We start from the raw sequence: 23,098 nt of genomic DNA on the forward strand, positions 1-23,098 counted from the left end.
GATGTGTATCAGAGCGCGGGTGGGGGCCCGGCCGGCGGCTCGTTGGTGGGCGACGAGTTGCGCACCCCGTAGTCGCGGTACTCCGCCGAGTGGCGCGACCGTGCCCGGCGACCGGAATCGCCGTACGGCGGTGGCGGCACCGGCTCGACGGGCATGCCATCCCAGGCCTCGTCGACGCCCGAATGCCGGGCACGCCGTCGTCCACCGGCCGATTCCGCGGGGATATCCGCACCGGCCCAATTGCTGCCCGGCGCGCCGGGCGGCGCCCACTGGCCTTCCGCGGCGGCCGGCTGCCAGCCCCGCCCCGGCCACTGCGCCTGGGGCTGCCGCTCGGGTTCCGGCTCCGGCTCGGGCTGCGGCTCCGGCTGGAACTGGGCCGCGGGCGGCGGTTGGAAACGAGGCTCGAAGCGCGGCTCCGCCGGTCCCGCATACGGGGACTCCTCGGCGTACCCGGACTCTTCGGCGTACGCGGGCTCTTCGGCGTACGCCGGATCCGCGGCCGGTTCGTACTGGTTACGGACCCGCTCCCGCCGGGGCGGCGGCTGCTGCCGCGGCGGAATCAGCGGCTCCTCGGGCACGTCGATGATGGCGTCGTCGGCGCGGCCGGCGTTGTCCTGCGGCACCGACGTCACCCGGTCGCTGGACACCCAGTCGACCGGGCTGTCGCGGGGGTTCTCGCCGTTGCGATCCCACTCGCTGTACGCGCGCTCCGGTTGCGGCTCGGCTTCGGGCGTGCCGCCGAGGGCCGGGCGGTGTGCGAGGTCGGTGTCGAACAGGATTTCCAGGCTGGTCCGCAAGGCGGAGAGTTCCGCGCGCAACTCGGCCAGATCGTCGGCGGCCTGGGCGCGCAGCTCGGAGGCCAGCTCGCGGCGCAGCTGGGACTCGACGGTCAGCTCGTATTCACGCCGGGCCGAGATCTCGCGGTCCAGCTGCAGGTCGTAGACCAGCTTGAGGTCGCGGACGCGGGACTGATCGGCGTCGCTTTGGCGCCGATAGAGCACGGAGACGAAGGCGCCGGCGACTGCGGCCCACAGCGCCAGGATTACAGCGAGCTTGAGGAGTTCCACCCGATTGGTGAAAACCAATGCGGAACTGGCCCCCATCGCGAGGACCAGCAACGCGGTCAAGAGCACCCACCCCGGCCTGCGGCCGCCGCGCCGTACGCGGGCGCCGCGGGACAGAACGGTCATGGCCTGAGAGTACCTGCGCGAGGTCAATCCGCGTGTCGCGCGGCTCCGGCGATTCTCGCGCGGGTTATCGGCGGCGTCCCCGGCAGAGTTAATCGCCCGCCGGCCGCCGGCAATCGCGGCGCGGGGCTAGGTTTCGGCACCCTCGCCGTGCTCAGTCGGATCCGGCGGTGATTTGCAGCAATGTTGCAGCCACAGCGCGGCAATCAGCAGCGCCAGTGCGCTGACGGCCGCGACCACGGTCCCCGAGGTGTCCTCGGCGGCGGCCCGCAACCAGGACTTGCGCGGCAGGAAGTACACCAGGATGCCGACCCACCAGCCCAGCATCACCGCACCCACCCAGGCCGATGCCTTGGCGACCATCAGGCTGCGCGCGACCGCGAGCGGGTGCAGCCAACCCGGCCCGGACCCGATTTCGCCCTCGCTGATCCGGGCCCGCACGTAGCGCGCCCACAGCGCCTCGGCGATGGCCACCGCCAGCAGCGACAGGCCGGTCCACACCGTGATCGGCGGAAACCACCGGTAGAGGCCCTTGACCAGCAGATATCCCACAAAGGCGGCGCCGACCACCGCGGCGGTCAGGTCACGCTTGCGGGTGGGTCCCATCAGGCCGTCGGCCCCTGGTCGCCCGGCGGCTTCCCGTTCGGCCGAAGGGTCAGGCCGGTCGGGCGCACGCCGTCCCGGTCGGCCGCTTCCAGCTGGGCCAGCAGACCGGCGGCCGGCTGCGGCCCGTCGGCCAGCGTCAGCTGCGCGTCCGGGTCGACATCCAGCCACGGGATGAGCACGAACGCCCGCAGGTGGGCCAGCGGATGCGGCAGGGTCAGGTTGTTCTCCCGGGAGATCACCTCGGTCTGGCCGTAGCAGGCGATCAGGTCGACGTCGAGGGTGCGCGGGCCCCAGCGCTCGCCGCGCACGCGGCCGGCCGCCTGCTCGAACTCCTGCGCCCGACGCAGCCAGCCCTGTCCGTCGCAGGCCGGGTCGTCGGCGATCAGGACCGCATTGAGAAACGGCGCCTGGTCCACCCGGCCCCAGGGGTCGGTCTCGTACACCGGCGACACGGCGAGCACCTTGTCCCCGAGCCCGTCGACGACCGACTGCAACCGCGCCAGCCGGTCACCCAGGTTGGAGCCGATGGACAGCACTACGCGCGTCATACGAACCCGCCCGCCGGGACCACCGAACCGCGGCCGCCGCGGCGCGACCGCCGCACCACCACCGCGACGTCGGCGAACTGCTGCGGGATCGGAGCCTGCGGCTTGTGCACCACCACCTCGACGGCGTGCACGCGTTCGTCGTCCATCACCTGGTCGGCGATCTGGGCCCCGACGGTTTCGATCAGATTGCGCGCGGGGCCGGCCACCACGTCGGCGGCCAACTGGGCCAGCGCCCCGTAGTCGTAGGTGTCGGCCAGTTCGTCGCTGGCGGCGGCGCCGGCGAGGTCGATCCACACCATGATGTCGACGACGAAGTCCTGACCCTTGGCGCGCTCGTGGTCGAAAACCCCGTGTTGACCGCGAACCTTCAATCCGCGCAACTCGATTCGATCAGCCATCGTCTCCAGCCAGTTCCGTGTGCGACCCATCGGTCCAGGCCGCTACGACCTTGAGGGCGTCGACCGTGGCCCGCACATCGTGCACACGCACCCCCCAGGCCCCGTGCAATGCGGCCAGCGCGGACACCACCGCGGTGGCCGTCTCACGCCCATCGGGCGGTCGCGGCGAACCGTCGGCCCCGGCTAACAACGTACCGAGGAACCGTTTGCGCGATGCGCCCAGGAGCACCGGGATGCCGGTGGCGACCAACTGCGGCAGGGCATGCAGCAGCGCCCAATTGTGTTGTCCCGTCTTGGCGAATCCCAGTCCGGGATCGATCATCAGCTGGCCGGGGTCGACACCGGCGGACACCGCGGCGTCGACGCTGGCCAGCAGCTCGTCGCGCACCTCGGCGACCACGTCGCGGTAGTGCGGAGCCGCGTGCGGCCGCTCGGCCGACACCGAACGCCAATGCATCAGCACCCAAGGCACTTTCGCGTCGGCCAGCAGCGGGGCCATCGCGGGATCGGCGCGGCCGCCGGACACGTCGTTGACGATCCGCGCTCCGGCGCACAGCGCCGCCCGCGCGACGTCGGCGTGCATGGTGTCGATACTGATGGTGATGCCTTGTGCAGCAAGCTCTTTGACGACGGGGACGACTCGGGATGTCTCGACGCGAGGATCGATCCGCGTGGCACCGGGCCGGGTCGACTCTCCCCCGACGTCGACGATGTCCGCGCCTTCGGCGACCAGGGCCAAACCCTGCGCCACGGCCTTGTCGGGGTCGAGATAGCGGCCGCCGTCGGAGAACGAATCGTCAGTGACGTTCAGGACTCCCATTACCTGCACAGGCGCCAGACTCACTTACGCAGGATCAGGTCGAGCGCTTCGGCTCGAGAAGCTGCGTTGGTCTTGAACAGGCCGCGCACCGCGGAGGTGGTGGTGATCGCTCCAGGCTTGCGCACGCCGCGCATCGCCATGCACAGGTGCTCGGCCTCGACCACGACCATCACGCCGCGCGGATTGAGCTTTTTCACCAGGGCGTCGGCGATCTGGCTGGTGAGCCGTTCCTGCACCTGGGGCCGCTTGGAGTAAAGGTCGACCAGCCGCGCGATCTTGGACAGGCCGGTAACCCGGCCGTCGTCGCCCGGGATGTAGCCGACGTGGGCCACGCCGTGGAACGACACCAGGTGGTGCTCACACGTGGAGTACAGCGGGATTTCCTTGACCAGCACCAGCTCGTCGTGATCCTCGTCGAACATGGTGTTCAGCACGCTGTCGGGGTCCGTGTAGAGCCCGGCGAACATCTCGCGGTAGGCGCGGGCGACGCGCGCCGGAGTTTCCCGCAGGCCGTCCCGGTCGGGGTCTTCGCCGATCGCGTGCAGCAACTCGCGGACCGCGGCCTCGGCGCGCTCCTGATCGAACACCCGCGTCGTGTGCATCGCGGTATTCGGCAGCGCCATCAAATCCTCCGTTTGCTCAGCCGTGAGCCGGCGGGTTGGACCGGCTTACGTCGTCATCCTGCCGGTCGGGCGACCCGCCCTCCGGGGCGGGTTGGCCGGGCGGCGGATACGGCGGATACGGCGGGTAGGCGGGACGGGCCTGACCGGGGTGACCCGCGCCGCCCTGCTGACCGGGATAACTTTGCTGACCGCCCGGATGCCCCTGCTGCCCGGGGTAACCCTGCGGGCCCGGGTAGCCGCGGGCCGGCTGCTGCCAGTAGGGCGGCTGGGCGGGCGGGTGCCAATAGGTCGGCTGTTGTTGCTGTGGCGGCCAGCCCGGCGCGCGCCAGCCGGCCGGGGCGCCGTAGTCGGGTTGGGTGGGCCCCTGCTGCTCCCCCTGACGATTGCCGCTGCCTTGAGCGCCATGAGAACCGTTGCCGCCGTTGGCGTTTCGGTCGCCCTCTACCCGGGCGGCGGCAGCGGCTTCGCTGGCCCGCGCGATGGCCGCCTTGAAGGCCGGCTCGGGGGTCGGCGGCGGCCAGGGCTCGCCGCGCTCGATGGCCAACTCGCCCGGCGTCTTGATCGGCGGTTTGTCCGACGGGATGCGGCCGCCGAAATCGTCGAACATGGTTAGCCTGGGCCGCTTTTCGACTCCGGAGAAGATGGCCTCCAGCTCGGCCCTGTGCAGGGTCTCCTTTTCCAGCAGCTGGCCCGCCAAAATGTCGAGTATGTCGCGGTATTCGGTGAGGATCTCCCACGCCTCGGTGTGGGCGGCCTCGATCAACTTGCGGATCTCGTCGTCGATGTCGCGGGCGACCTCGTGCGAGTAGTCCGCCTGCGTCCCCATGGTGCGGCCCAGGAACGGGTCGCCATGTTCCGAACCGTATTTGACGGCACCGAGTTTCGAGCTCATCCCGAATTCGGTCACCATCGCGCGCGCGATCTTGGTGGCCTGCTCGATGTCGGAAACCGCGCCGGTCGTCGGCTCGCGGAAGACGAGTTCCTCGGCGGCGCGTCCACCCATCGCGAACACCAACTGCGCGATCATCTCCGAGCGGGTCCGCAGGCCTTTGTCCTCCTCCGGCACCGCCACCGCGTGGCCGCCGGTGCGCCCACGCGCCAGGATCGTCACCTTGTAGATGGGCTCGATGTCGGGCATCGCCCAGGCCGCCAGGGTGTGCCCGCCCTCGTGGTAGGCGGTGATCTTCTTTTCCTGCTCGCTGATGATCCGGCCCTTGCGGCGCGGCCCGCCGATCACCCGGTCCACCGCTTCCTCCAGCGCGGCGCTGGTGATGACGGTGCCGTTCTCGCGGGCGGTCAGCAGCGCAGCCTCGTTGATGACGTTGGCCAGGTCGGCGCCGGTCATGCCGACGGTGCGCTTGGCCAGCCCGGCGAGGTCGGCGTCCGGGCCGATCGGCTTGCCCTTGGAGTGCACCTCCAGCACCGCTTTGCGACCCGCCAGGTCGGGGTTGGACACCGGGATCTGCCGATCGAAGCGGCCGGGGCGCAGCAATGCCGGGTCCAGGATGTCCGGCCGGTTGGTGGCGGCGATCAGGATGACCCCGGCCCGTGGGTCGAAGCCGTCCATCTCGACCAGCAACTGGTTCAGCGTCTGCTCGCGCTCGTCGTGCCCGCCGCCCAGGCCCGCGCCGCGCTGGCGGCCCACGGCGTCGATCTCGTCGACGAAGATGATGCAGGGGTTGTTCTGCTTGGCCTGATCGAACAGGTCTCGGACCCGGGACGCACCGACGCCGACGAACATCTCGACGAAGTCGGAGCCCGAGATCGTGAAGAACGGGACACCGGCTTCCCCGGCGACCGCGCGGGCCAACAGCGTCTTACCGGTTCCCGGCGGGCCGTAGAGCAGCACGCCCTTGGGGATCTTGGCGCCCAGCGCCTGGTAGCGGCCGGGATTCTGCAGGAAGTCCTTGATCTCGTAGAGCTCCTCGACCGCCTCGTCGACGCCGGCGACGTCGGTGAACGTGGTCTTGGGCATGTCCTTGGAGAGCTGTTTGGCGCGCGACTTGCCGAACCCGAAGCCCATCCGGGCGCCACCCTGCATGCGGGAGAACATCACGAACAGCCCCACCAGCAGCAGTAGCGGCAGGACGTAGACCAGCAGTTCGCCCAGGATGCTGCCCTGGTTGACGACCGTGCTGACCTTCGCGTTCTTGGCGCTCAGCGCGTTGAACAGGTCGACCGCGTAGCCGCTGGGAAACTTGGTGATGACCTTGTCGGAATTGTCGGTGTCACCATTGCCCTTCTTCAGGGTCAATCGCAGTTGCTGCTCGCGGTCGTCGATTTGCGCGCTTTTGACGTTGTCGCCGTTGATCTGGGACATCGCCACGGACGTGTCGACGGGCTTATAGCCGCGGGTGTCGTCGCTGAAGTAGAAGAACGACCAACCGAGCAGCACCACGACAGCAATTGCCGTGATGGTGCGAATCACGTTTTTCCGGTTCATCAATCATCGGCCTTAGCGGCCAGGTCCTTCCCCGATATACACGCAGCTGAAAAAGTCCAGGCTACCGCTAGCGGCGATCGCCAGCTCCGGCAGAGCGGTCGCCACGGTCTCCTCAGTTAACGACCGGGAGTTCCCGGCTACTCGTAATACCGGGCCTCGAGCACGTTTCCGTCCGGATCGGCGAAGTAGTACCCCTGCGGTGCCCACCCGCGCGCGCCGAAGCTCCGGTTCAGCCGCGCGCTGGTATCCACGCCCTCGGCCTGGAGCCGCCGGTCCAACGCGTCATATTCGGACTTCGACAGCGCCAGGCAGACGTGGTTGACCGGGTGGCCGGCGCTGCCCTCGATGCGCGTCAAAGTCTCGGTCGCCGAAATGCCTTCGGTGGGCATCAAGTCGATGATGGAGTCCGCACAAATCCGCACGCTCGGGAACGGCGCGTCTCCGGCTTCGAATTCGGCGAAGCGGACCGGTTCCAGCCCGACGACGCGGGTGTAGAAGTCCATCGACGCCCGCGGGTTCCTCGTCCAGAGCACTACGTGGTCCAAGCGCATCGAATCGAGTATTCCCGCCGTGCGCCTTTTCGATCGCCCACCCGGGGGGACAGTGAGACGGATTCGGGCCTTCTCAGTCAGCAATCGTTGTGCTTTGGTGAGACGGTGCCCCCAACCGAACGGTTAGTAGAGACCAATGGCGCGCGGCTACGGGTGACCGAAGCGGGCGACCGCGGTGCACCGGTGGTGCTCCTGGCGCACGGCTTTCCCGAACTCGCCTACTCCTGGCGGCACCAGATACCCGTCCTCGCCGACGCCGGCTACCACGTGCTGGCGCCCGATCAGCGCGGCTACGGCGGTTCGGATCGCCCGGACGCCGTCGACGCCTACGACATTCATCAGCTGACCGCCGACCTGGTCGGACTGCTCGACGACGTCGGCGCGCAGCGCGCCGTGTGGGTCGGGCACGACTGGGGCGCCGCCGTGGTGTGGAACGCCCCGCTGCTGCACCCGGACCGGGTCGCGGCCGTCGCGGCGATGAGCGTGCCGGTGACCCCGCGCCCGCGCGTCGCGCCGACGACGGCGTGGCGCAAGACCTTCGGCGAGAACTTCTTCTACATCCTGTACTTCCAGGAGCCCGGCGTCGCCGACGCCGAGTTGAACGCCGACCCCGCCCGGGTGATGCGACGCATGATGGGCAGCCTGCGCACGTCCGGCGACAAGGCCGCGGCGCTGCGGATGGTGGCGCCCGGTCCGGAAGGCTTCATCGAGCGGCTACCCGAGCCCGACGGGCTGCCGGACTGGATAAGCCAGGACGAGCTCGACCACTACATCGCCGAGTTCACCCGCACCGGCTTCACCGGCGGCCTGAACTGGTATCGCAATTTCGACCGCAACTGGGAGACCACTGCCGAGCTGGACGGCGTGAAGATCGCGGTCCCGTGTTTGTTCATCGGCGGCACGGCCGATCCCGTCCTGTCCTTCACCCGCACCGACCGCGCCGCCGACGCGATCTCGGGCTCGTACCGACAGGTGATGATCGACGGCGCCGGGCATTGGCTGCAGCAGGAGCGCCCCGACGAGGTGAATGCGGCCTTACTGGAATTCCTCAACGGATTGGAGCTGCAATGAGCGCGCCCCTGCGTTTCGGTGTCTTTATCACCCCGTTTCACCCCACCGGCCAATCCCCAACGGTGGCACTGGAATACGACATGGAGCGCGTGGTCGCCCTGGATCGGCTCGGATTCGATGAGGCGTGGTTCGGCGAACACCACTCGGGCGGCTACGAGCTGATCGCCTGCCCGGAAGTATTCATCGCGGCGGCGGCGGAGCGAACCAAGCACATCCGGCTGGGCACCGGCGTGGTGTCGCTGCCCTACCACCATCCGCTCATGGTGGCCGACCGGTGGGTGCTGCTCGATCACCTGACCCGCGGCCGGGTGATGTTCGGCACCGGGCCCGGCGCGCTGCCGTCGGACGCCTACATGATGGGCATCGACCCCATCGAGCAGCGCCGGATGATGCAGGAATCCCTCGAGGCGATCCTGGCGCTGTTCCGCGCCGCACCCACCGAGCGCATCGACCGGCACACCGATTGGTTCACCCTGCGCGACGCCCAGTTGCACATCCGGCCCTACACCTGGCCTTACCCCGAAATCTCCACGGCGGCAATGATTTCGCCGTCGGGACCTCGGCTGGCCGGCGCGCTCGGCACCTCGCTGCTGTCGCTGTCGATGTCGGTGCCCGGCGGCTACGCGGCGCTGGAAACCACCTGGGACGTGGTTCGCGAACAGGCCGCGAAGGTAGGGCGGGACGAGCCGGACCGGGGCGACTGGCGCGTGCTGAGCATCATGCATATCGCGGACAGCCGCGAGCAGGCCATCGACGACTGCACCTACGGGCTGCAGGATTTCGCGAATTACTTTGGCGCCGCCGGATTTGTGCCGCTGGCCAACAGCGTGGAAGGCACCCAGACGCCGCACGAGTTCGTCGCCGACTACGCGGCCAAGGGAAATTGCTGCATCGGCACGCCCGAGGACGCCATCGCCCACATCGAGGACCTGCTCGACCGCTCCGGCGGCTTCGGCACCCTGCTGATGCTCGGCCACGACTGGGCCTCGCCGCAGGCGACCTACCACAGCTACGACCTGATGGCGCGCAAGGTGATTCCGCACTTCAAACGGCAGCTCGAAGCGTCCCGCTCGTCGCACGACTGGGCCAGGGGCAAGCGCGACCAGTTGATCGGCCGGGCCGGCGAGGCCGTCGTCAAGGCCATCACCGAGCACGTCGACGAGCAGAAAGACGCGGTGCACTGATGCGCGCCGCGGTGTTGCGGGACGGCCGCATGGTCTATCGGGACCACGTGCCTGACCCGATACCCGAAGCCGGCCAGGTGCTGGTCGGCGTGCGCGCGTGCGGAATCTGCGGCTCCGACCTGCATTTCGCCGCCCACGGCGCGCAGGTGCTGGAGATGACCGATCGGGTGGCCGGCGGGACGGGCGCCATGCACGTCGATCTGGACCACGACATCTTCATGGGCCACGAGTTCAGCGCCGAGATACTCGAAGCCGGCCCCGGCACCGATACCCATCCGCCGGGCACCCTGGTCACCTCGTTGCCGGTGCTGTTGTCCGCCAAGGGTGTCGAGCCGATCGTCTACAGCAACAGCACGGTCGGCGGCTACGCCGAGCGAATGCTGCTGTCGGCGCCGCTGCTGCTGCCCATTCCCAACGGCCTGGACTTCAAACACGCTTCCCTCACCGAGCCGATGGCGGTGGGGCTGCACGCGGTCAACAAGTCCAATATCGCGCCCGGCGAGGCGGCCCTGGTGCTCGGCTGCGGCCCGATCGGCATCGCGATCATCGCCGCCCTGCAGGCGAGGGGCGTGGAATTCATTGTGGCGTCTGACTTTTCGCCCAAGCGGCGCGAGCTGGCCACCTCGATGGGAGCCCACCAGACGCTGGATCCGGCACAGGGCTCACCCTTCGACACCATCAAGCCCGCGGTGGTGTTCGAGGCGGTCGGCGTGCCCGGCATCATCGACGACGTACTCCTTCGAGCGCGGCCCGGCACCCGCCTGGTGGTCGCCGGTGTGTGCATGCAACCCGACACCATGCACCCCTTCTTCGCGATCGCCAAGGAGATCAACGTGCAATTCGTGCTCGCCTACACGCCCGAGGAGTTCGGCGATTCGCTGCGCGCCCTGGCCGAGGGCAACATCGACGTCAGCCCGCTGATCACCGGCGAGGTCGGCCTCGACGGGGTCGGTACGGCGTTCGACGACCTCGCCGACCCCGAGCGGCACTGCAAGATCCTCGTCACGCCCTGAAGGTTGTCGGTCGGCCCGCAGATGTGATGAGTGCCTTTCGGCGAGCAAATCACATAGCCCGAACGGGATGATCTACGTCGAGCTGACACGCCCCTTTGTGCGCGTGCAGAGGCTATGAGGTAGGTCACACCGAGTGGCCGTGTTGTCACATTGCGCAACCGAGCGGTGTCTAAAGGCCATCCACGAGTTCGGCGAAGTATGCCGCCGCGGGTTGGTTGGCGATAGCCGCCATCCTGGCTCAGGCAAACGGCACCACAGCGAAGGAACCCCATGGCCACCAACCAGCCGCTTCTTCTCCTGCACGGCCTGATGATGTCCGCCGGTGTGTGGGCCGACGTCATCCCGCTGCTGGCCGATCGCCATGACGTCATGGCACCCACCGCCCTCGGCCATCGCGGCGGGCCAAAGCTCACCGGCAAAGCCACCGTTGCGGCCCTCACCGATGAAATGGAGCGCCTCCTGGACGCCCGAGGACTCGATCGCATTCACATCGCCGGCAATTCGATGGGTGGGTGGATGGCCATCGAACTGGCCCGCCGAGGCCGAGCACTTAGCGTCTGCGCCTTCTCACCGGCAGGATTCTGGACGCACGGTACAAGCGACGAAACTCGTGCCAGCGACAAGGTTCGGCGCGCCAGACGTCGGGCGCATCTGGTTCGGCCGGTAGCACCGGCATTGCTCCGCTTCGCATGTCTTCGCCGACTGGCGATGCAGGATGCCGCCGATCACGGTGAACGACTCACCCCCGCGCAGGCCCTCGATGCCCTCCTCGACCTTGCAAGATGCACCGCCGCCGAAGACATGCTGCAACCATCGGAGAGCGTCGAACCTCTCGATCCGCTGCCCTGCCCAATGACCCTGGCATGGTCGGGCAACGACCGCATTCTTCCGCCGCACGTCTACGGCACCACCGCCCGAGAACAGCTCCCCGGAGCCGAGTACTTGCTACTCCCCGACGTCGGTCACGTGCCGATGATCGACAATCCGCGCCTATGCGCCGACACGATCCTCGCAACCACCCGGGCACTCGCGCCGCGCTGACGCCGAACCCGACCGTCACGACCGCAAGTTCCGAAACCACATGCGCGACATGCTCTTCCTGTTCAAGGGCGCACCGAGCACCAGCCCCTACTGCACCTGGGTGAACGATCCACGAGAGCCTGAGGACCTACCGCCGGACTGGACGCCCGCGGAGCCGGTTCTGCGGCCCTTGCCCGACGACCCACCCTTCTGATTCATCCGCGACAATCGCCGGTTCGGTCTTCGAATCAGCCTCCGGGCGGGGGTTGCGCGATGACAGTGGGCTTGAAACCGTATCTGGGAGTCACGAAGTGGGCGCCGGCGCTGCGTCCAGCCCCGCCGGTGGGCATCATCGGCACCCCTCCCACCGCATTGGTGGCACGTTCAACCGCACCCGCACCAGTCGCGGCGTTGAGTGCCACGGCGACCGAGGGTGCCGTCGGGGCCGCGCTCGCCCAGGCCGCCGGTACCGATAGTCCACCGACCGACGCCGCCTTGCCGACGGCTCCGCCGATCGCTCCCATCGGGCCCAGGCCGGCGCCCGAAATAGCCGCCGGGGCAATGGATTCTGCGGCCTTGGCGACGCCCTCGGTGGCCGACTTAGCCGCTGGCATCATGCCCTGAGCGATTCCTTGGATGTCTTTGAACGAGGTGGTGAACAGCCGCGTTGGAGAAATCAATCGGATGAACGCGTCGAAAGGCGTGCTGGCATCCAATGTTTGCGATCCGGTCAGGCCCTCCAGAAGATCACCCAATGGGCCGCCAACCACGAGGCCATCGCCTTCGGGGTTCAGGCTGATTCCCCCCAGGGAAAGCATGGGATTGGCCGACGACGCGGGATTGTTCGTCGACCCGGCAAGCGCCGATAGCGTTTGGGGCACCGCGTCGAGCGCCTGCGCGCTCTCACTTCCGCTGGTGCCGGCCGCTCGGGCCACCGCAGCAGCCTGACGAGCGGCGCCGGCCGGGTCGGTAACGGGTTCGGCCGGCCCGAACGGCGGCAACGCCGCCGCCGCTGCCGACGTACCGGCATATCCGTACATCGCTGCAGCGTCTTGAGCCCACATCTCGCCGTATTGCGCCTCGGCAATGGCGATAGCCGGGGTGTTCTGACCGAGGAAGTTCGTCGCGAGCAACTCCATCAGCAACGCCCGGTTCGCCGCTATCACCGGCGGCGGCACCGTTTCGGCGAACGCCGACTCATAGGCGCCCGCCGCCGCCACCGCTTGCAGGGCGGCCTGTTCCAGCTGCCCGCCCGTGCCGCGTAACCATGCCACTTGGGGAACCACCGCGGTCACCATCGCCGACGAGGCCGGCCCCTGCCATGGTCCGTCGATGAGACCCGCGATCACCGACCCATAGGCGGATGCTGCCGAATCCAACTCGGTGGCCAAACCGTCCCAGGCCGCCGCGGCAGCCAGCAGGGGCGCCGAGCCGGGGCCCGAATACATCAGCGCGGAGTTGATCTCCGGCGGCAACTGCGCGAAGTCCAGCATGGCGCCCTTGCCTAACCGACCGCGGCAGTGTTGGCGATCTCCGTGGCGGCGTACGAACCAGCGCTGATACCAAGCATTGTCGCTAACTGCTCACGAACTACCGCAGCCTGCGCACTGATCTCCTGGAAGAGCTGGCCGTGCCGGGAGAACTGTTGCGCGGTCAAAATCGATACCGCGTCGGCTGCGGCGGGCGCCACCCTGGTCGTGGTGGCTGCCACCGCCGAACTTCCTTCCCGCACGGACGCATTGATTCTATGCAGCTCGCGGGCAGCAGCGTCCAATATTTCCGGCTGCGCCATCAAGAAAGACATTTCTTCTCAAAATCCTTTCAAATCAATAGCTCTCGGCACTAATACCCGTACCGAGTCGGACGCCTGGACACGTTAGGGCAGGCACGTCCGGAGATGACAGCCCGAGAGTCGCCAATTCATGACCGGGACGGGAACTGTTCACTTAGCTGAGCTGACATGCTGCAACATTTGGATTTCGCATGAAAAGTATTACAAACCAATATGATTGGAGCCATATATGAGCTTATATGAGTTTGCTGAAGTATTGCATCGACTTTGCCAACCGTGGCTATGGCATGAATCCTGGTGTCGTACAGAATCATTCGCATCAATAGCGGCCCCGCCAGCACCGCCAACGACAACGCCGCCGCACACTGAGCCAAGATCGCTCCCATATACGGCGGCCCAGCGGCTAGGGTGCCAGGCATGCCGGTCGCAACGAACGCCTCTAAGTTCATCCGCCGATCGATCGCCGTGGCCGCGGCCGGCCTGACGATCGCCGCGATCTCGGCGTGCGACGAACACAACCCGCCGCAGCCCGGGGCCAACCCCCGTCAGGTCACGGTGGTGGGCACCGGTCAGGTGCAGGGCGTCCCGGACACCCTGACCGCCGACGTCGGCATCGAATTCACCGCGCCCGACGTCACCACGGCGATGAACCAGACCAACGACCGTCAACAGGCGGTCATCAACGCACTGACCGGCGCCGGCATCGACCGCAAGGACATCAGCACCACCGAGGTCACCCTGTCGCCGGAATACAACAACCCCGGGCCCAGCGGTACTGCCGCCATCACGGCGTATCGCGCCACCAACGCCATCGCGGTCAAGATTCACCCGACGGACGCCGCGTCGCGCCTGCTGGCCCTCATCGTCGGCACGGGCGGCGACGCCACCCGGATCAAGTCCGTCCGCTATTCCATCGCCGACGATTCCCAGCTGGTGAAGGACGCCCGGTCGCGGGCCTTCAACGACGCCAAGAACCGCGCCGATCAGTACGCCCAGCTGTCCGGTCTCCGGCTGGGTCGGGTGCTGTCCATCTCGGAAGCCACCGGCAACACCCCGCCGCCGGTCGGGGCGCCGCGGGCCATGCCGTCGATGGTTCCGCTGGAGCCCGGCCAGCAGACCGTGAACTTCTCGGTGACGGCGGTGTGGGAGCTGGACTGAGCCCGACGGCTCGGGCCGGGTCTACTGCTGGTAGACCCTCGGGTCCAGGGTGCCGATGTAGGACAGGTCGCGGTAGCGCTCGTCGTAATCGAGGCCGTAGCCGACGACGAAGTCGTTGGGGATGTCGAAGCCGACGTAGGCGATGTCGACGTGCGCACCCTGCGCGTCGGGCTTGCGCAGCAGCGTGCACACCCGCAGCGACCGCGGGTGCCGCGTCTTGAGGTTGCGCAGCAGCCAGGACAGCGTCAGGCCCGAGTCGACGACGTCCTCGACGATCAGCACGTCGCGGCCCTCGATGTCGCGGTCCAGGTCCTTGAGAATCCGCACCACGCCCGAGGAGGACGTCGACGACCCGTAGGAGCTGACGGCCATGAATTCGAACTGGGTGGGCAGCGGGATCGCGCGGGCCAGGTCGGTGACAAAGATCACAGCGCCCTTGAGCACGGTGATCAGCAGCAGGTCCTGTCCGGTCTCGGTCGCGGCGTCGCGGTAGCTCTCGCCGATTTCGTGGCCGAGTTCGGCGATCCGCGCCTGAATTTGCGCCGACGTCAGCAGAACAGACTTGATATCCCCGGGGTAGAGCTCCGCGGGTTGGGCGGGGGTGATCGCCGAGGAGATCTGGGCCACGCCCACAGAGTGCCACGACGGCGGGCGAATAACCAACGGCAGCCCCGGTATTGCGGCTAACGGATCGGTTTGCCGACCGGCTCGCGCCACAGCGTCAGCACGCCGTCGCGGCGGCCCGCGAACAGTCGCTCCTCGGACGGCGACGAGCCGACCGCCACTCCGCCCTGCCCGTGCCAGCCGGTGACCAGGGCGTCCACCCCGCGAATCTGCTTGTCGGTCAAGTTCGTTGCGCCGCCGGCCAACAACCAGGCCCGGATCACCCGGCGCCGCACCGGGGCGTCCAGCGTCGCCAACGCCTGCACCCGCAGGCCGGAGTCCGCCGTGGCCTCGGGCAGCGCCCGGGCCGCCAGCGTGTCGATCAGCTCGGAGTCCTCCCGCAACGATGTCGCGGTGCGGGCCAGCGCCTCGGCCACGCCGCCGCCGAGCGCGTCTTCCAGCAGCGGCAGCACCTCGGTGCGCAGCCGGGTTCGGGTGAAGCGGCGGTCGGTGTTGTGCGGATCCTGCCAGGGGGTCAGCCCCAGCTCCGCGCAGGCGGCGTGCGTCACCGCGCGCCGGACGTCCAGCAACGGCCGGCACCACGGCGGGTCGTAGGGGCGCATCCCGGCGATCGAGCGCACCCCGGACCCGCGGCCCAGTCCCAGCAGCACCGTCTCGGCCTGGTCGTCGAGCGTGTGCCCCAACAGCACCGGCCCGGTGTGATAGGCGCTCAACGCGGTGTAGCGGGCCGCGCGGGCCGCCGCCTCGGGACCGCCCTGGTTGCCCACCTGCACCCGGACCACTTGAGCGGCAACGCATCCCAACGCGATGGCCTGCGCCCGGGCGGTCTCGGCGACGGCGGCCGAGCCGGATTGCAGGCCGTGGTCGACGATCACCGCCGTGGTGGGCCGCAGCTGGGCCGCCACCGCGGTGAGGGCCAGGGAATCGGGACCGCCGGACAGCGCCACGCACCACTGTTCGACGGTGGCGAGGTGGGTCTTGACGAACGCCTCGACAGCCGCGCGCAGCCGGTCTACAGCACCCGGTCGATCCACCGCTGGGGTTCTTCGATCTCGGTGGGCAGCGGCAGCGTGTCGGGGCCGGTCCAGATGGCGTTGAACCGGGCCATCCCCACCTGGCCGACCACGTGGTCGACGAACGCCTTGCCGCGGGTGTACTGGCTGAGCTTGGCGTCGAGCCCCAGCAGCGCGCGCAACAACCGCTGCAGCGGGGGCTGCTTGCGGTGGCGGCGCTCGTCGAACCGGCGGCGGATGGTGGCCACCGACGGCACCGCCATCGGCCCGACGGCATCCATGACGTGGTCGGCGTGGCCCTCCAGCAGTGTGCCCAGCACCAGCAGCTGGTCCAGCGCCTGCCGCTGCGGTTCGGACTGCACCGCGCGCACCAGCCCGAGAATGCCCGACGGGTTGGTGTCGGATTCCGGCGTTCCGGTGCCGCGGTTGCGGGCATAGTCGGCGAGCCGGCCGATCACCTGCCCAATGTCCTCGCCGACGTCGCGGGTCAGCAGGCCCAGCGCCTGCGACATGTAGTTGGGTAGCCACGGGTTGGCGGTGAACTGCACGCGATGAGTCACCTCGTGCAGGCACACCCACAGCCGGAAATCGGACGGCTCGATCCGAAGCTGCCGCTCGACGGCGATGACGTTGGGATACACCAGCAGCAGGCAGCCGGTTCTGGCCCCGTCGTTGGCGGCGAACGGGTCGTATTGGCCCAGAATCCCCGAGGACACATAGGCCAGGACGGCGCCGGTCTGCGCGCCGGTGACGCGGCCGGTGAAAAACCCGCGCGGCTTCTCGGCGCCGTTCATCATCACCCGCATCGACTCGGTGGCCGCGGCGATCCAGTCCGGGCGGTCGACGATCCGCGCGGCAGGCACCGCGCCATCGGTGACCAGGCCGGTGACGTCACGCACCAGCGGTTCGGCTTTGGTGGACGCGGTGGCGAGCTCGTCGATCACCTGGCGACGGGTGTAGTCGCTGGACGGCGGACCCGGACGGGCTAGCCGCCGCCCGACCGTCGCCGCGAACTGCCAGTCGACGGCGGTACCCAGCGTCAGGTCCGGCGACGGCGTCATGAGCACCCGCAGGACCACAGCCGGGTGGCCAGGGCGTCCATCACGTTGCGGCCGTTCGGGCCGGCGTTGTTGGAGACGAAAGCGAAGGTGAGGACCCGGCCGCTGCGGTCGGTGAGCACCCCGGCCAGCGCGTTGATGCCGGTCAGCGAGCCCGTTTTGGCCCGCAACCAGCCCGCCGGGCCCTGGGCCGTGGAGGCGTCGGTGAAGCGATCGGCCAACGTCCCGCTGCCGGCGGCGATCGGGAGCAGGTCCAGCAGCGCCCGCAGCGGCGGCTGGTCGGGCCCCGCCGCGGCCTGCAGGACGCCGTCGAGCGTCTTGGCCGTCAGCCGGTCGTCGACGGAGAGCCCACTGGAATCCAGCAGCGCCACACCCGCGGTGTCGACGTGCGCGGTGGTCAGCCGGTTGGTCACCGCGTCGGCGGCGCCGGCGAAGCTGCGCGGCCGGTTGATGGCGGCCGCCACCTCACGGGCGATGCTTTCGGCCAGCACGTTGTCGGAGTGGTCCATCATCTCGGACAGCCGCTGGACCAGCGGCGCCGACTGCACGACCGCCAGCTGCCGGGCACCCGAGGGCGCGGTCGCGATCGTCACCGCGTTGGGGTCCAGGCCCAGCGCCTTGGCCAGTTCCCGCCCGGCGTCCAGCGCCGGGGTGCGGGACCGCCGAGAGTTGACCGTGGTGGGCTGGATGCGGCCGGCGTCGATCATCACCGGCTCGATCGGCGCGATGTCGCCGTTGTCGACGTCGGCCAGGTCCCAGCCCTGCGCCATCGTCGGCCCGCTGAACGCGGAGATGTCGACCTGCACCGCGGTCGGCGTCACGCCGCTGCGGCGGATCTGTTCGACGAGGTCGCTGATCCGCGCCGAGCCCCGGTACCAGGTGTCCACGCCGGGCGGTACCGCCGACAGCACCGGATCGCCCGCGCCCACCAGCACGACGGGCCCCTGGGCGTTTTGACTGCCGGCCACCACGCGGGTGCTGATCCGCGCCTGGCGGTCCAGCGTCAGCAAGGCCGCGGCCGCCGTGAGCACCTTGTTGGTCGACGCCGGCACCAGCGGCATGTCGTCGCCCACCTGCCACAGCTCTTTCCCGGTGATGGCGTCGGTGATCCGTCCGCCCAGCCGGCCCAGGTTGGGGTCGCCCGCCACCGGCGCCAGCATCGCGGCGACGCCGGGTCCGCTGGGTAGCTCGGCGGAGTCGCTCACCGGGACCATGCCGGGCTTCACCGCCGGGGCGTGCGGGGGCGGTATCGGGGCATGCGCGCTGTTGGCGCCGTGTCCGGTCGTGGTGAAGAACGTTGCCGCGACCACCACGGCGGCGACAAACGCCAGCACACCCAACCCGATGAACACTGGGGTGGATTTTTGCCAGCGAGTACGGGCCATCACTCTCCTGACTGTCTGAACCCATTCTGCCGAATCGGCGGAGATGCGCTCGACTAGGGTGTAGCAGAGCAAAATTGGCCTGCCTAAAAGACAAGGAGCCGACGCGGTGGAATTCGACGTGACCATCGAGATCCAAAAGGGCCAGCGGAACAAGTACGAGGTCGACCACGAGACTGGACGGCTACGTCTGGACCGCTACCTGTACACCGCGATGGCCTATCCGACCGACTACGGCTTCATCGAGGACACCCTCGGCGAGGACGGCGACCCGCTGGACGCGATGGTGCTGTTGCCGCAGTCGGTGTTCCCCGGCGTCATCGTGGAGGCCCGTCCCGTGGGCATGTTCCGGATGACCGACGAAAAGGGCGGCGACGACAAGGTGCTGTGCGTGCCGGCCGGCGACCACCGCTGGGACCACATCCAGGACATCGGCGACGTTCCGGAGTTCGAGCTGGAAGTGATCAAGCACTTCTTCGTGCACTACAAGGACCTGGAACCGGGCAAGTTCGTCAAAGCCGCGGACTGGGTCGGCCGCGAAGAGGCCGAGGCGGAGATCCACCGCTCGATCGAGCGGTTCAAGACCGAAGGTCACTGAACCACACCGGCGCGTTGATGCTTTCGGCGTAATCGCGCCCGCGCCGCTGCCGGATTCTCGGTGGCATCCTGGCGATGTGACCCCGGTGCTGCATTTCGCCGCGAATTTCTGGTGGCTGGTTTTCCCGCTGGGCGGTGTGATCGGCGGCGGGCTGCGGGCCATCGGCGCGGCCAACGAGCGCCGAGCCGAGCGCCGGATGGAGCGCTACCGGTTGAAGCAGCAGGCCAAGATCGCGGTGGCGGAGGCATCCGGGCGGGGGCGGACCCGCGAGGAAGCCGACCGCCGGGAACTCGCCAAGCTCGTTGCCGCGCATGACCGTGTTGACGCCCGGTGGTTCGACTATGAGGTCGACATCGCGAAGCTGTTGGACTTCCCGCTGATGACCAACATGCGCGACCCGCTCACCATCGCGTTCCACAAGGCGAAGCGCCGCGCCGACCTGCTGCGGCCGGAACCGCCCGACGCCTTGGTGGGCGACCGGGATGCGCTGCTGGACTACCGCGATGCCGTCCACGAGTACCTCAGTGCGTTCGAGATCGCCGAGGCCGAGGCAATCCGGCGGCGGCGCAGCGACTTCTCGGCCGACGACCAGCAGCGGCTGGCGCGCGCCCAGAACCTGCTGCACCTGGCGAACGACGATGCGGCGACGCGCGAGGAGCGGCAGAACGCCTACACGCGGGCGACCAAGGAGCTCGACGGTTTGATCGCGCTTCCCGCCCCCGCCCGGGCCGCCATCGAACGGCGCATCGCCGGGCAGATCGAGGCCTAGACCGTCATGCCTTGGCGCGGGCGTCGCGGCGATTGCGCAGGATGCTCCAGCCCAGCGCCGCCGCGATGAAGACCACGCCAACCGAGGCGGTGACGGCCTCGGGGACCTCGAACTTCGGCTCGATGGAGGCGAGCATGATCACGGCCAGCGCCCCGATCGCCCAGTGCGCGCCGTGTTCCAGGTACACGTACCGGCCCAAGGCCTCCTGGCGGACCAGATAGATGGTGATCGACCGAACGAACATCGAGCCGACCAGTCCCAGCCCCAGCGCGATGACGATCGGATCCGAGGTGATGGCGAATGCGCCGGTGACGCCGTCGAATGAGAAGGCGGCATCGAGGACCTCGAGGTAGGCGAACAGGGTCAGACCGGCCCAGCGCGTCGCCGCGCCGGCCGTGCCGGTGTCGCTGTCGGTGTCGGCCGGCCGGAACGCCCGGCTCAATCCGTTGACCACCAGATAGGTCACCATGCCCAGCAGCCCGGCGGTCAGCACCGTCGCCGCCTCGTCACCCGAGTGCGTCAATTGGGTGCCCACCAGCACCAGCGCCAGACCGGTGACCACCAGCGACACCTGCCCCAGCCGGCCGATGCGCGCGAAGGGGATCTCAATCCACTTGAGCCACTTGATGTCTCGGTCATAGAAGACGAAATCCAGGAACAGCATCAAGAGGAAGATCCCACCGAATGCGGCTATCTGGGGATGCGCGGCGATGACGAGCTTTTCGTAGCTGGGTGAACCGTCCGGAAACTCCAGCGCGCCGTGCGGCGGCGGATGCAGCGCCAGCTGCATCGCGCGCACCGGTTCGAGCCCCGCGGTCGCCCACACGATGAGCAGCGGGAAGAGCAGTCGCATGCCGAACACGGCGATGAGGATCCCGATCGTCAGGAACATCCGCTGCCAGAAGCGGCTCATCCGCTTCAGGATCGAGGCGTTGATGATGGCGTTGTCGAACGACAGCGACACCTCGAGGGCGGCCAGCACCAGCAGCAGATAGAGACCTTTGAAACCGCCATAGGAATATCCGAGGCACAGGGCCGCCGCGGTGACCACCAGCGAGATCCCGAAGGTGCGCAAAGCGGACATGGATCCTTTCCGACAGCCGACCACATTAGTGAACCGGATCGCCGCGATGGGCGATCGCTGCGGGCCGCATAGAATTTTCAAATTGTGGCGAAACATCGGGGCAGTCGGCCGAAAGCGCCGCCGCCCCGATGACCGAGATCAGCGCCTCGCAGGGGCCGGTGGCGCGCGGCAGCATGGCCCGGGTCGGTACCGCCACCGCCGTGACGGCGCTGTGCGGTTACGCAGTGATCTACCTGGCCGCTCGTGACCTGGCGCCGAGCGGCTTTTCGATATTCGGCGTGTTCTGGGGGGCTTTCGGACTGGTCACCGGCGCGGCCAACGGCCTGCTGCAGGAAACCACCCGGGAAGTCCGCTCTTGTTCCGTTCGTGGGCCCTACATCAGCGACCTGGCCGCCCTGCCGGCGCCCGGCGAACCCCGCACCCACCCGATGCGCGTCGCCATGCTGGTCGGGATCGCCGCGGCCGTCCTGATCGCCGGCAGCTCCCCGCTGTGGAGCGGGCGGGTGTTCGTCGAGTCGCGGCTGCTGTCGGTGGCGCTGCTGTCCGTCGGGCTGGCCGGGTTCTGCGTGCATGCCACCCTGCTGGGCATGCTGGCCGGCACCAACCAGTGGACCCGCTACGGCGCCCTGATGGTGACCGACGCCGTCATCCGGGTGCTGGTGGCCGCGGCCACCGTGGCGCTGGGCTGGCGATTGGTCGGCTTCCTGTGGGCGACGGTGGCGGGCGCGGTCGCCTGGCTGATCCTGCTGGTGGCCTCGCCGGCCACCAGGGCCACCGCCCGCCTGCTCACCCCGGGCGGCACCGCGACCTTCCTACGGGGCGCGGCGCATTCGATCACCGCGGCCGGCGCCAGCGCCATCCTGGTGATGGGATTTCCGGTGCTGCTGAAGCTGACCAGCGCCGAGCTCGGCGCGCAGGGCGGGGTGATCATCCTGGCCGTCACGCTGACCCGCGCTCCGCTGCTGGTGCCGCTGACGGCCATGCAGGGCAACCTGATTGCCCATTTCGTCGACGAGCGCAGCGACCGGATCCGCGCGCTGCTCGCCCCGGCGGCGATCGTCGGGGCGATCGGCGCGGTCGGGGTGGCGGCCGCGGGCGTGCTGGGCCCGTGGCTGTTGCGGGTCGCGTTCGGGCCGCAGTACCACGCCAGCAGCGCGCTGCTGGCGTGGCTGACCGCGGCCGCGGTGGCGATCGCCATGCTGACGCTGACCGGGGCGGCGGCGGTGGCCGCCGCGCTGCACCGCGCCTACTCGCTGGGTTGGGTCAGCGCCACGGTCGCGTCGGGATTGCTGCTGTTGCTGCCGCTGTCCCTGCAGACGCGGACCGTGGTCGGGTTGCTGTGCGGGCCGGTGGTGGGGATCGGCGTCCATCTGCTGGCGCTGTCGCGCGCCGCGCGCTCTACCGGCTGATATGACCTGCACCAGCGTGTACCTTGTGGGCTTAGATGGGTACTGAAACGCATTATTCGGTCGTCTGGGTCGTCATTCCCGCCTTCAACGAAGCAGCTGTCATCGGCGAGGTGGTCGCCGATGTGCGCTCGGTGTTCGACCATGTCGTCTGCGTGGACGACGGCAGCGCCGACGACACCGGTGAGATCGCGCTGAGGGCGGGAGCTCACCTGGTGCGGCATCCGATCAACCTCGGGCAGGGCGCCGCCATCCAGACCGGCGTCGAGTACGCCCGCAGGCAGCCGGGGGCCCAGATCTTCGCCACCTTCGACGCCGACGGCCAGCACCGCGTCAAGGACCTGGCGACCATGGTCGATCGGTTGCGGGCCGGCGATGTCGACGTCGTCATCGGCACCCGGTTCGGCACGCCACAAAGTGCCCGGCCGCCGTTCGTCAAGCGGATCGTGCTGCAGACCGCCGCGCGGTTGAGCAGGCGCGGCCGCCGACTTGGGCTGACCGACACCAACAATGGGCTGCGGGTGTTCAACAAGAAGGTCGCCGACGGCCTGGACATCACCATGAGCGGCATGAGCCACGCCAACGAATTCATCATGCTGATCGACGAAAACCATTGGCGCGTCGCCGAAGAGCCGATCGAGGTGCTCTACACCGCATACTCGAGGTCGAAGGGGCAACCCCTGCTCAACGGCGTCAACATCATTTTCGACGGGTTCCTGCGAGGACGGCTCCCGAGATGAAAAGGGCTGG

At 68.7% G+C, this 23,098-nt stretch carries 24 protein-coding genes and 1 pseudogene; 10 read left to right on the plus strand and 15 right to left on the minus strand.

Annotation, left to right across the window (positions count from 1 at the left end; all coding sequences use genetic code 11):
* Positions 1-8: 8 nt before the first annotated feature.
* From A5760_RS23230 to A5760_RS23265, 8 genes are all read right to left on the minus strand, one after another.
* Complete coding sequence (locus A5760_RS23230; protein ID WP_082279587.1) at positions 9-1,190, minus strand: DUF6779 domain-containing protein; 1,182 nt, start codon at positions 1,188-1,190, stop codon at positions 9-11.
* Positions 1,191-1,316: 126 nt separating this feature from the next.
* The gene (locus A5760_RS23235; RefSeq protein WP_064885201.1) at positions 1,317-1,793 is read right to left on the minus strand and encodes a DUF3180 domain-containing protein; all 477 of its coding nucleotides are present in this window, start codon (positions 1,791-1,793) and stop codon (positions 1,317-1,319) included.
* Positions 1,793-2,341 carry a 2-amino-4-hydroxy-6-hydroxymethyldihydropteridine diphosphokinase gene (gene folK / locus A5760_RS23240; protein ID WP_064885203.1) on the minus strand — a complete coding sequence of 183 codons (549 nt, stop codon included), beginning with the start codon at positions 2,339-2,341 and terminating at the stop codon, positions 1,793-1,795. The genes A5760_RS23235 and folK overlap by 1 nt, the downstream gene beginning before the upstream one ends.
* Entirely contained in the window at positions 2,338-2,739 is a 402-nt protein-coding gene (gene folB, locus A5760_RS23245) for a dihydroneopterin aldolase (RefSeq protein WP_064885205.1), read from the minus strand. The genes folK and folB overlap by 4 nt, the downstream gene beginning before the upstream one ends.
* Positions 2,732-3,583, minus strand: coding sequence for a dihydropteroate synthase (folP, locus tag A5760_RS23250; RefSeq protein WP_155764432.1), 852 nt, complete (start codon positions 3,581-3,583; stop codon positions 2,732-2,734). Before folP ends, folB begins: the two co-directional genes overlap by 8 nt.
* Positions 3,580-4,182, minus strand: a complete 603-nt coding sequence (folE, locus tag A5760_RS23255; protein WP_064885209.1) for a GTP cyclohydrolase I FolE — start codon at positions 4,180-4,182, stop codon at positions 3,580-3,582. Before folE ends, folP begins: the two co-directional genes overlap by 4 nt.
* Positions 4,183-4,198: 16 nt before the next feature.
* Positions 4,199-6,625, minus strand: coding sequence for an ATP-dependent zinc metalloprotease FtsH (ftsH, locus tag A5760_RS23260; protein WP_064885211.1), 2,427 nt, complete (start codon positions 6,623-6,625; stop codon positions 4,199-4,201).
* A gap of 137 nt (positions 6,626-6,762) precedes the next feature.
* The gene (locus A5760_RS23265) at positions 6,763-7,176 is read right to left on the minus strand and encodes a VOC family protein (protein ID WP_064885213.1); all 414 of its coding nucleotides are present in this window, start codon (positions 7,174-7,176) and stop codon (positions 6,763-6,765) included.
* A gap of 105 nt (positions 7,177-7,281) precedes the next feature.
* On the opposite strand from A5760_RS23265, the gene A5760_RS23270 reads away from it, so the two are divergent.
* The 5 genes and pseudogenes from A5760_RS23270 to A5760_RS26825 all read left to right on the plus strand — a co-directional run.
* Positions 7,282-8,247 carry an alpha/beta fold hydrolase gene (locus A5760_RS23270; RefSeq protein ID WP_155764433.1) on the plus strand — a complete coding sequence of 322 codons (966 nt, stop codon included), beginning with the start codon at positions 7,282-7,284 and terminating at the stop codon, positions 8,245-8,247.
* Positions 8,244-9,431, plus strand: a complete 1,188-nt coding sequence (locus A5760_RS23275; protein WP_064885216.1) for an LLM class flavin-dependent oxidoreductase — start codon at positions 8,244-8,246, stop codon at positions 9,429-9,431. The genes A5760_RS23270 and A5760_RS23275 overlap by 4 nt, the downstream gene beginning before the upstream one ends.
* Positions 9,431-10,444 carry a zinc-binding dehydrogenase gene (locus tag A5760_RS23280; RefSeq protein ID WP_064885218.1) on the plus strand — a complete coding sequence of 338 codons (1,014 nt, stop codon included), beginning with the start codon at positions 9,431-9,433 and terminating at the stop codon, positions 10,442-10,444. Before A5760_RS23275 ends, A5760_RS23280 begins: the two co-directional genes overlap by 1 nt.
* 270 nt (positions 10,445-10,714) lie before the next feature.
* Positions 10,715-11,485, plus strand: coding sequence for an alpha/beta fold hydrolase (locus A5760_RS23285; RefSeq protein ID WP_064885220.1), 771 nt, complete (start codon positions 10,715-10,717; stop codon positions 11,483-11,485).
* A 1-nt stretch (position 11,486) separates the two neighbouring features.
* Positions 11,487-11,678 (plus strand): annotated as a pseudogene (locus tag A5760_RS26825) (HNH endonuclease); the annotation flags it as partial.
* Positions 11,679-11,712: 34 nt separating this feature from the next.
* Here the strand turns inward: A5760_RS26825 and A5760_RS23290 are convergent.
* Together A5760_RS23290 and A5760_RS23295 are read right to left on the minus strand one after the other, a co-directional pair.
* Positions 11,713-12,957, minus strand: coding sequence for a PPE family protein (locus A5760_RS23290; protein WP_064885222.1), 1,245 nt, complete (start codon positions 12,955-12,957; stop codon positions 11,713-11,715).
* An 11-nt stretch (positions 12,958-12,968) separates the two neighbouring features.
* Complete coding sequence (locus A5760_RS23295; protein ID WP_064885224.1) at positions 12,969-13,268, minus strand: PE family protein; 300 nt, start codon at positions 13,266-13,268, stop codon at positions 12,969-12,971.
* A gap of 405 nt (positions 13,269-13,673) precedes the next feature.
* Between A5760_RS23295 and A5760_RS23300 the strand changes: the two genes are divergently transcribed.
* Complete coding sequence (locus tag A5760_RS23300) at positions 13,674-14,414, plus strand: SIMPL domain-containing protein (RefSeq protein WP_064885226.1); 741 nt, start codon at positions 13,674-13,676, stop codon at positions 14,412-14,414.
* Between the two features lie 21 nt (positions 14,415-14,435).
* On the opposite strand, the gene hpt is transcribed toward A5760_RS23300, so the two are convergent.
* The 4 genes from hpt to dacB are packed head-to-tail and all read right to left on the minus strand — an operon-like array spanning position 14,436 to position 18,494.
* The gene (gene hpt, locus A5760_RS23305) at positions 14,436-15,047 is read right to left on the minus strand and encodes a hypoxanthine phosphoribosyltransferase (RefSeq protein WP_064885228.1); all 612 of its coding nucleotides are present in this window, start codon (positions 15,045-15,047) and stop codon (positions 14,436-14,438) included.
* 50 nt (positions 15,048-15,097) lie between these two features.
* Positions 15,098-16,072, minus strand: coding sequence for a tRNA lysidine(34) synthetase TilS (gene tilS, locus A5760_RS23310; RefSeq protein ID WP_064885230.1), 975 nt, complete (start codon positions 16,070-16,072; stop codon positions 15,098-15,100).
* The gene (locus A5760_RS23315) at positions 16,051-17,112 is read right to left on the minus strand and encodes a zinc-dependent metalloprotease (RefSeq protein ID WP_064885317.1); all 1,062 of its coding nucleotides are present in this window, start codon (positions 17,110-17,112) and stop codon (positions 16,051-16,053) included. Before A5760_RS23315 ends, tilS begins: the two co-directional genes overlap by 22 nt.
* Positions 17,109-18,494, minus strand: a complete 1,386-nt coding sequence (dacB, locus tag A5760_RS23320) for a D-alanyl-D-alanine carboxypeptidase/D-alanyl-D-alanine-endopeptidase (RefSeq protein WP_155764435.1) — start codon at positions 18,492-18,494, stop codon at positions 17,109-17,111. The genes A5760_RS23315 and dacB overlap by 4 nt, the downstream gene beginning before the upstream one ends.
* Before the next feature lie 106 nt (positions 18,495-18,600).
* Between dacB and A5760_RS23325 the strand changes: the two genes are divergently transcribed.
* On the plus strand, positions 18,601-19,089 hold the full coding sequence (locus tag A5760_RS23325) for an inorganic diphosphatase (RefSeq protein WP_064885234.1): 489 nt from the start codon (positions 18,601-18,603) through the stop codon (positions 19,087-19,089).
* Between the two features lie 76 nt (positions 19,090-19,165).
* Positions 19,166-19,858, plus strand: a complete 693-nt coding sequence (locus A5760_RS23330) for a hypothetical protein (RefSeq protein WP_064885236.1) — start codon at positions 19,166-19,168, stop codon at positions 19,856-19,858.
* Positions 19,859-19,862: 4 nt separating this feature from the next.
* Here the strand turns inward: A5760_RS23330 and A5760_RS23335 are convergent, their stop codons facing one another.
* Positions 19,863-20,942: a DUF475 domain-containing protein gene (locus A5760_RS23335; RefSeq protein WP_064885238.1), complete on the minus strand. Its 1,080-nt coding sequence runs from the start codon at positions 20,940-20,942 to the stop codon at positions 19,863-19,865.
* A 128-nt stretch (positions 20,943-21,070) separates the two neighbouring features.
* On the opposite strand from A5760_RS23335, the gene A5760_RS23340 reads away from it, so the two are divergent.
* Both A5760_RS23340 and A5760_RS23345 read left to right on the plus strand, forming a co-directional pair.
* Positions 21,071-22,351, plus strand: coding sequence for a hypothetical protein (locus A5760_RS23340; RefSeq protein WP_064885240.1), 1,281 nt, complete (start codon positions 21,071-21,073; stop codon positions 22,349-22,351).
* A gap of 35 nt (positions 22,352-22,386) precedes the next feature.
* Positions 22,387-23,088 carry a glycosyltransferase family 2 protein gene (locus tag A5760_RS23345; protein ID WP_064885243.1) on the plus strand — a complete coding sequence of 234 codons (702 nt, stop codon included), beginning with the start codon at positions 22,387-22,389 and terminating at the stop codon, positions 23,086-23,088.
* The last annotated feature ends 10 nt before the right edge of the window (positions 23,089-23,098 follow it).

This window comes from Mycobacterium colombiense, from assembly GCF_001665835.1.
GTDB classification, from domain to species: Bacteria; Actinomycetota; Actinomycetes; order Mycobacteriales; family Mycobacteriaceae; genus Mycobacterium; species Mycobacterium colombiense_A.

What these genes read in the sequence shown, in the direction of transcription:
- A5760_RS23230 (WP_082279587.1), bottom strand. Translation starts at nt 1,190, where the DNA reads ATGACCGTTCTGTCCCGCGGCGCCCGCGTACGGCGCGGCGGCCGCAGG.
- A5760_RS23235 (WP_064885201.1), bottom strand. Translation starts at nt 1,793, where the DNA reads ATGGGACCCACCCGCAAGCGTGACCTGACCGCCGCGGTGGTCGGCGCC.
- folK (WP_064885203.1), bottom strand. Translation starts at nt 2,341, where the DNA reads ATGACGCGCGTAGTGCTGTCCATCGGCTCCAACCTGGGTGACCGGCTG.
- folB (WP_064885205.1), bottom strand. Translation starts at nt 2,739, where the DNA reads ATGGCTGATCGAATCGAGTTGCGCGGATTGAAGGTTCGCGGTCAACAC.
- folE (WP_064885209.1), bottom strand. Translation starts at nt 4,182, where the DNA reads ATGGCGCTGCCGAATACCGCGATGCACACGACGCGGGTGTTCGATCAG.
- ftsH (WP_064885211.1), bottom strand. Translation starts at nt 6,625, where the DNA reads ATGAACCGGAAAAACGTGATTCGCACCATCACGGCAATTGCTGTCGTG.
- A5760_RS23265 (WP_064885213.1), bottom strand. Translation starts at nt 7,176, where the DNA reads ATGCGCTTGGACCACGTAGTGCTCTGGACGAGGAACCCGCGGGCGTCG.
- A5760_RS23275 (WP_064885216.1), top strand. Translation starts at nt 8,244, where the DNA reads ATGAGCGCGCCCCTGCGTTTCGGTGTCTTTATCACCCCGTTTCACCCC.
- A5760_RS23280 (WP_064885218.1), top strand. Translation starts at nt 9,431, where the DNA reads ATGCGCGCCGCGGTGTTGCGGGACGGCCGCATGGTCTATCGGGACCAC.
- A5760_RS23285 (WP_064885220.1), top strand. Translation starts at nt 10,715, where the DNA reads ATGGCCACCAACCAGCCGCTTCTTCTCCTGCACGGCCTGATGATGTCC.
- A5760_RS23290 (WP_064885222.1), bottom strand. Translation starts at nt 12,957, where the DNA reads ATGCTGGACTTCGCGCAGTTGCCGCCGGAGATCAACTCCGCGCTGATG.
- A5760_RS23295 (WP_064885224.1), bottom strand. Translation starts at nt 13,268, where the DNA reads ATGTCTTTCTTGATGGCGCAGCCGGAAATATTGGACGCTGCTGCCCGC.
- A5760_RS23300 (WP_064885226.1), top strand. Translation starts at nt 13,674, where the DNA reads ATGCCGGTCGCAACGAACGCCTCTAAGTTCATCCGCCGATCGATCGCC.
- A5760_RS23315 (WP_064885317.1), bottom strand. Translation starts at nt 17,112, where the DNA reads ATGACGCCGTCGCCGGACCTGACGCTGGGTACCGCCGTCGACTGGCAG.
- dacB (WP_155764435.1), bottom strand. Translation starts at nt 18,494, where the DNA reads ATGGCCCGTACTCGCTGGCAAAAATCCACCCCAGTGTTCATCGGGTTG.
- A5760_RS23335 (WP_064885238.1), bottom strand. Translation starts at nt 20,942, where the DNA reads ATGTCCGCTTTGCGCACCTTCGGGATCTCGCTGGTGGTCACCGCGGCG.
- A5760_RS23340 (WP_064885240.1), top strand. Translation starts at nt 21,071, where the DNA reads ATGACCGAGATCAGCGCCTCGCAGGGGCCGGTGGCGCGCGGCAGCATG.
- A5760_RS23345 (WP_064885243.1), top strand. Translation starts at nt 22,387, where the DNA reads ATGGGTACTGAAACGCATTATTCGGTCGTCTGGGTCGTCATTCCCGCC.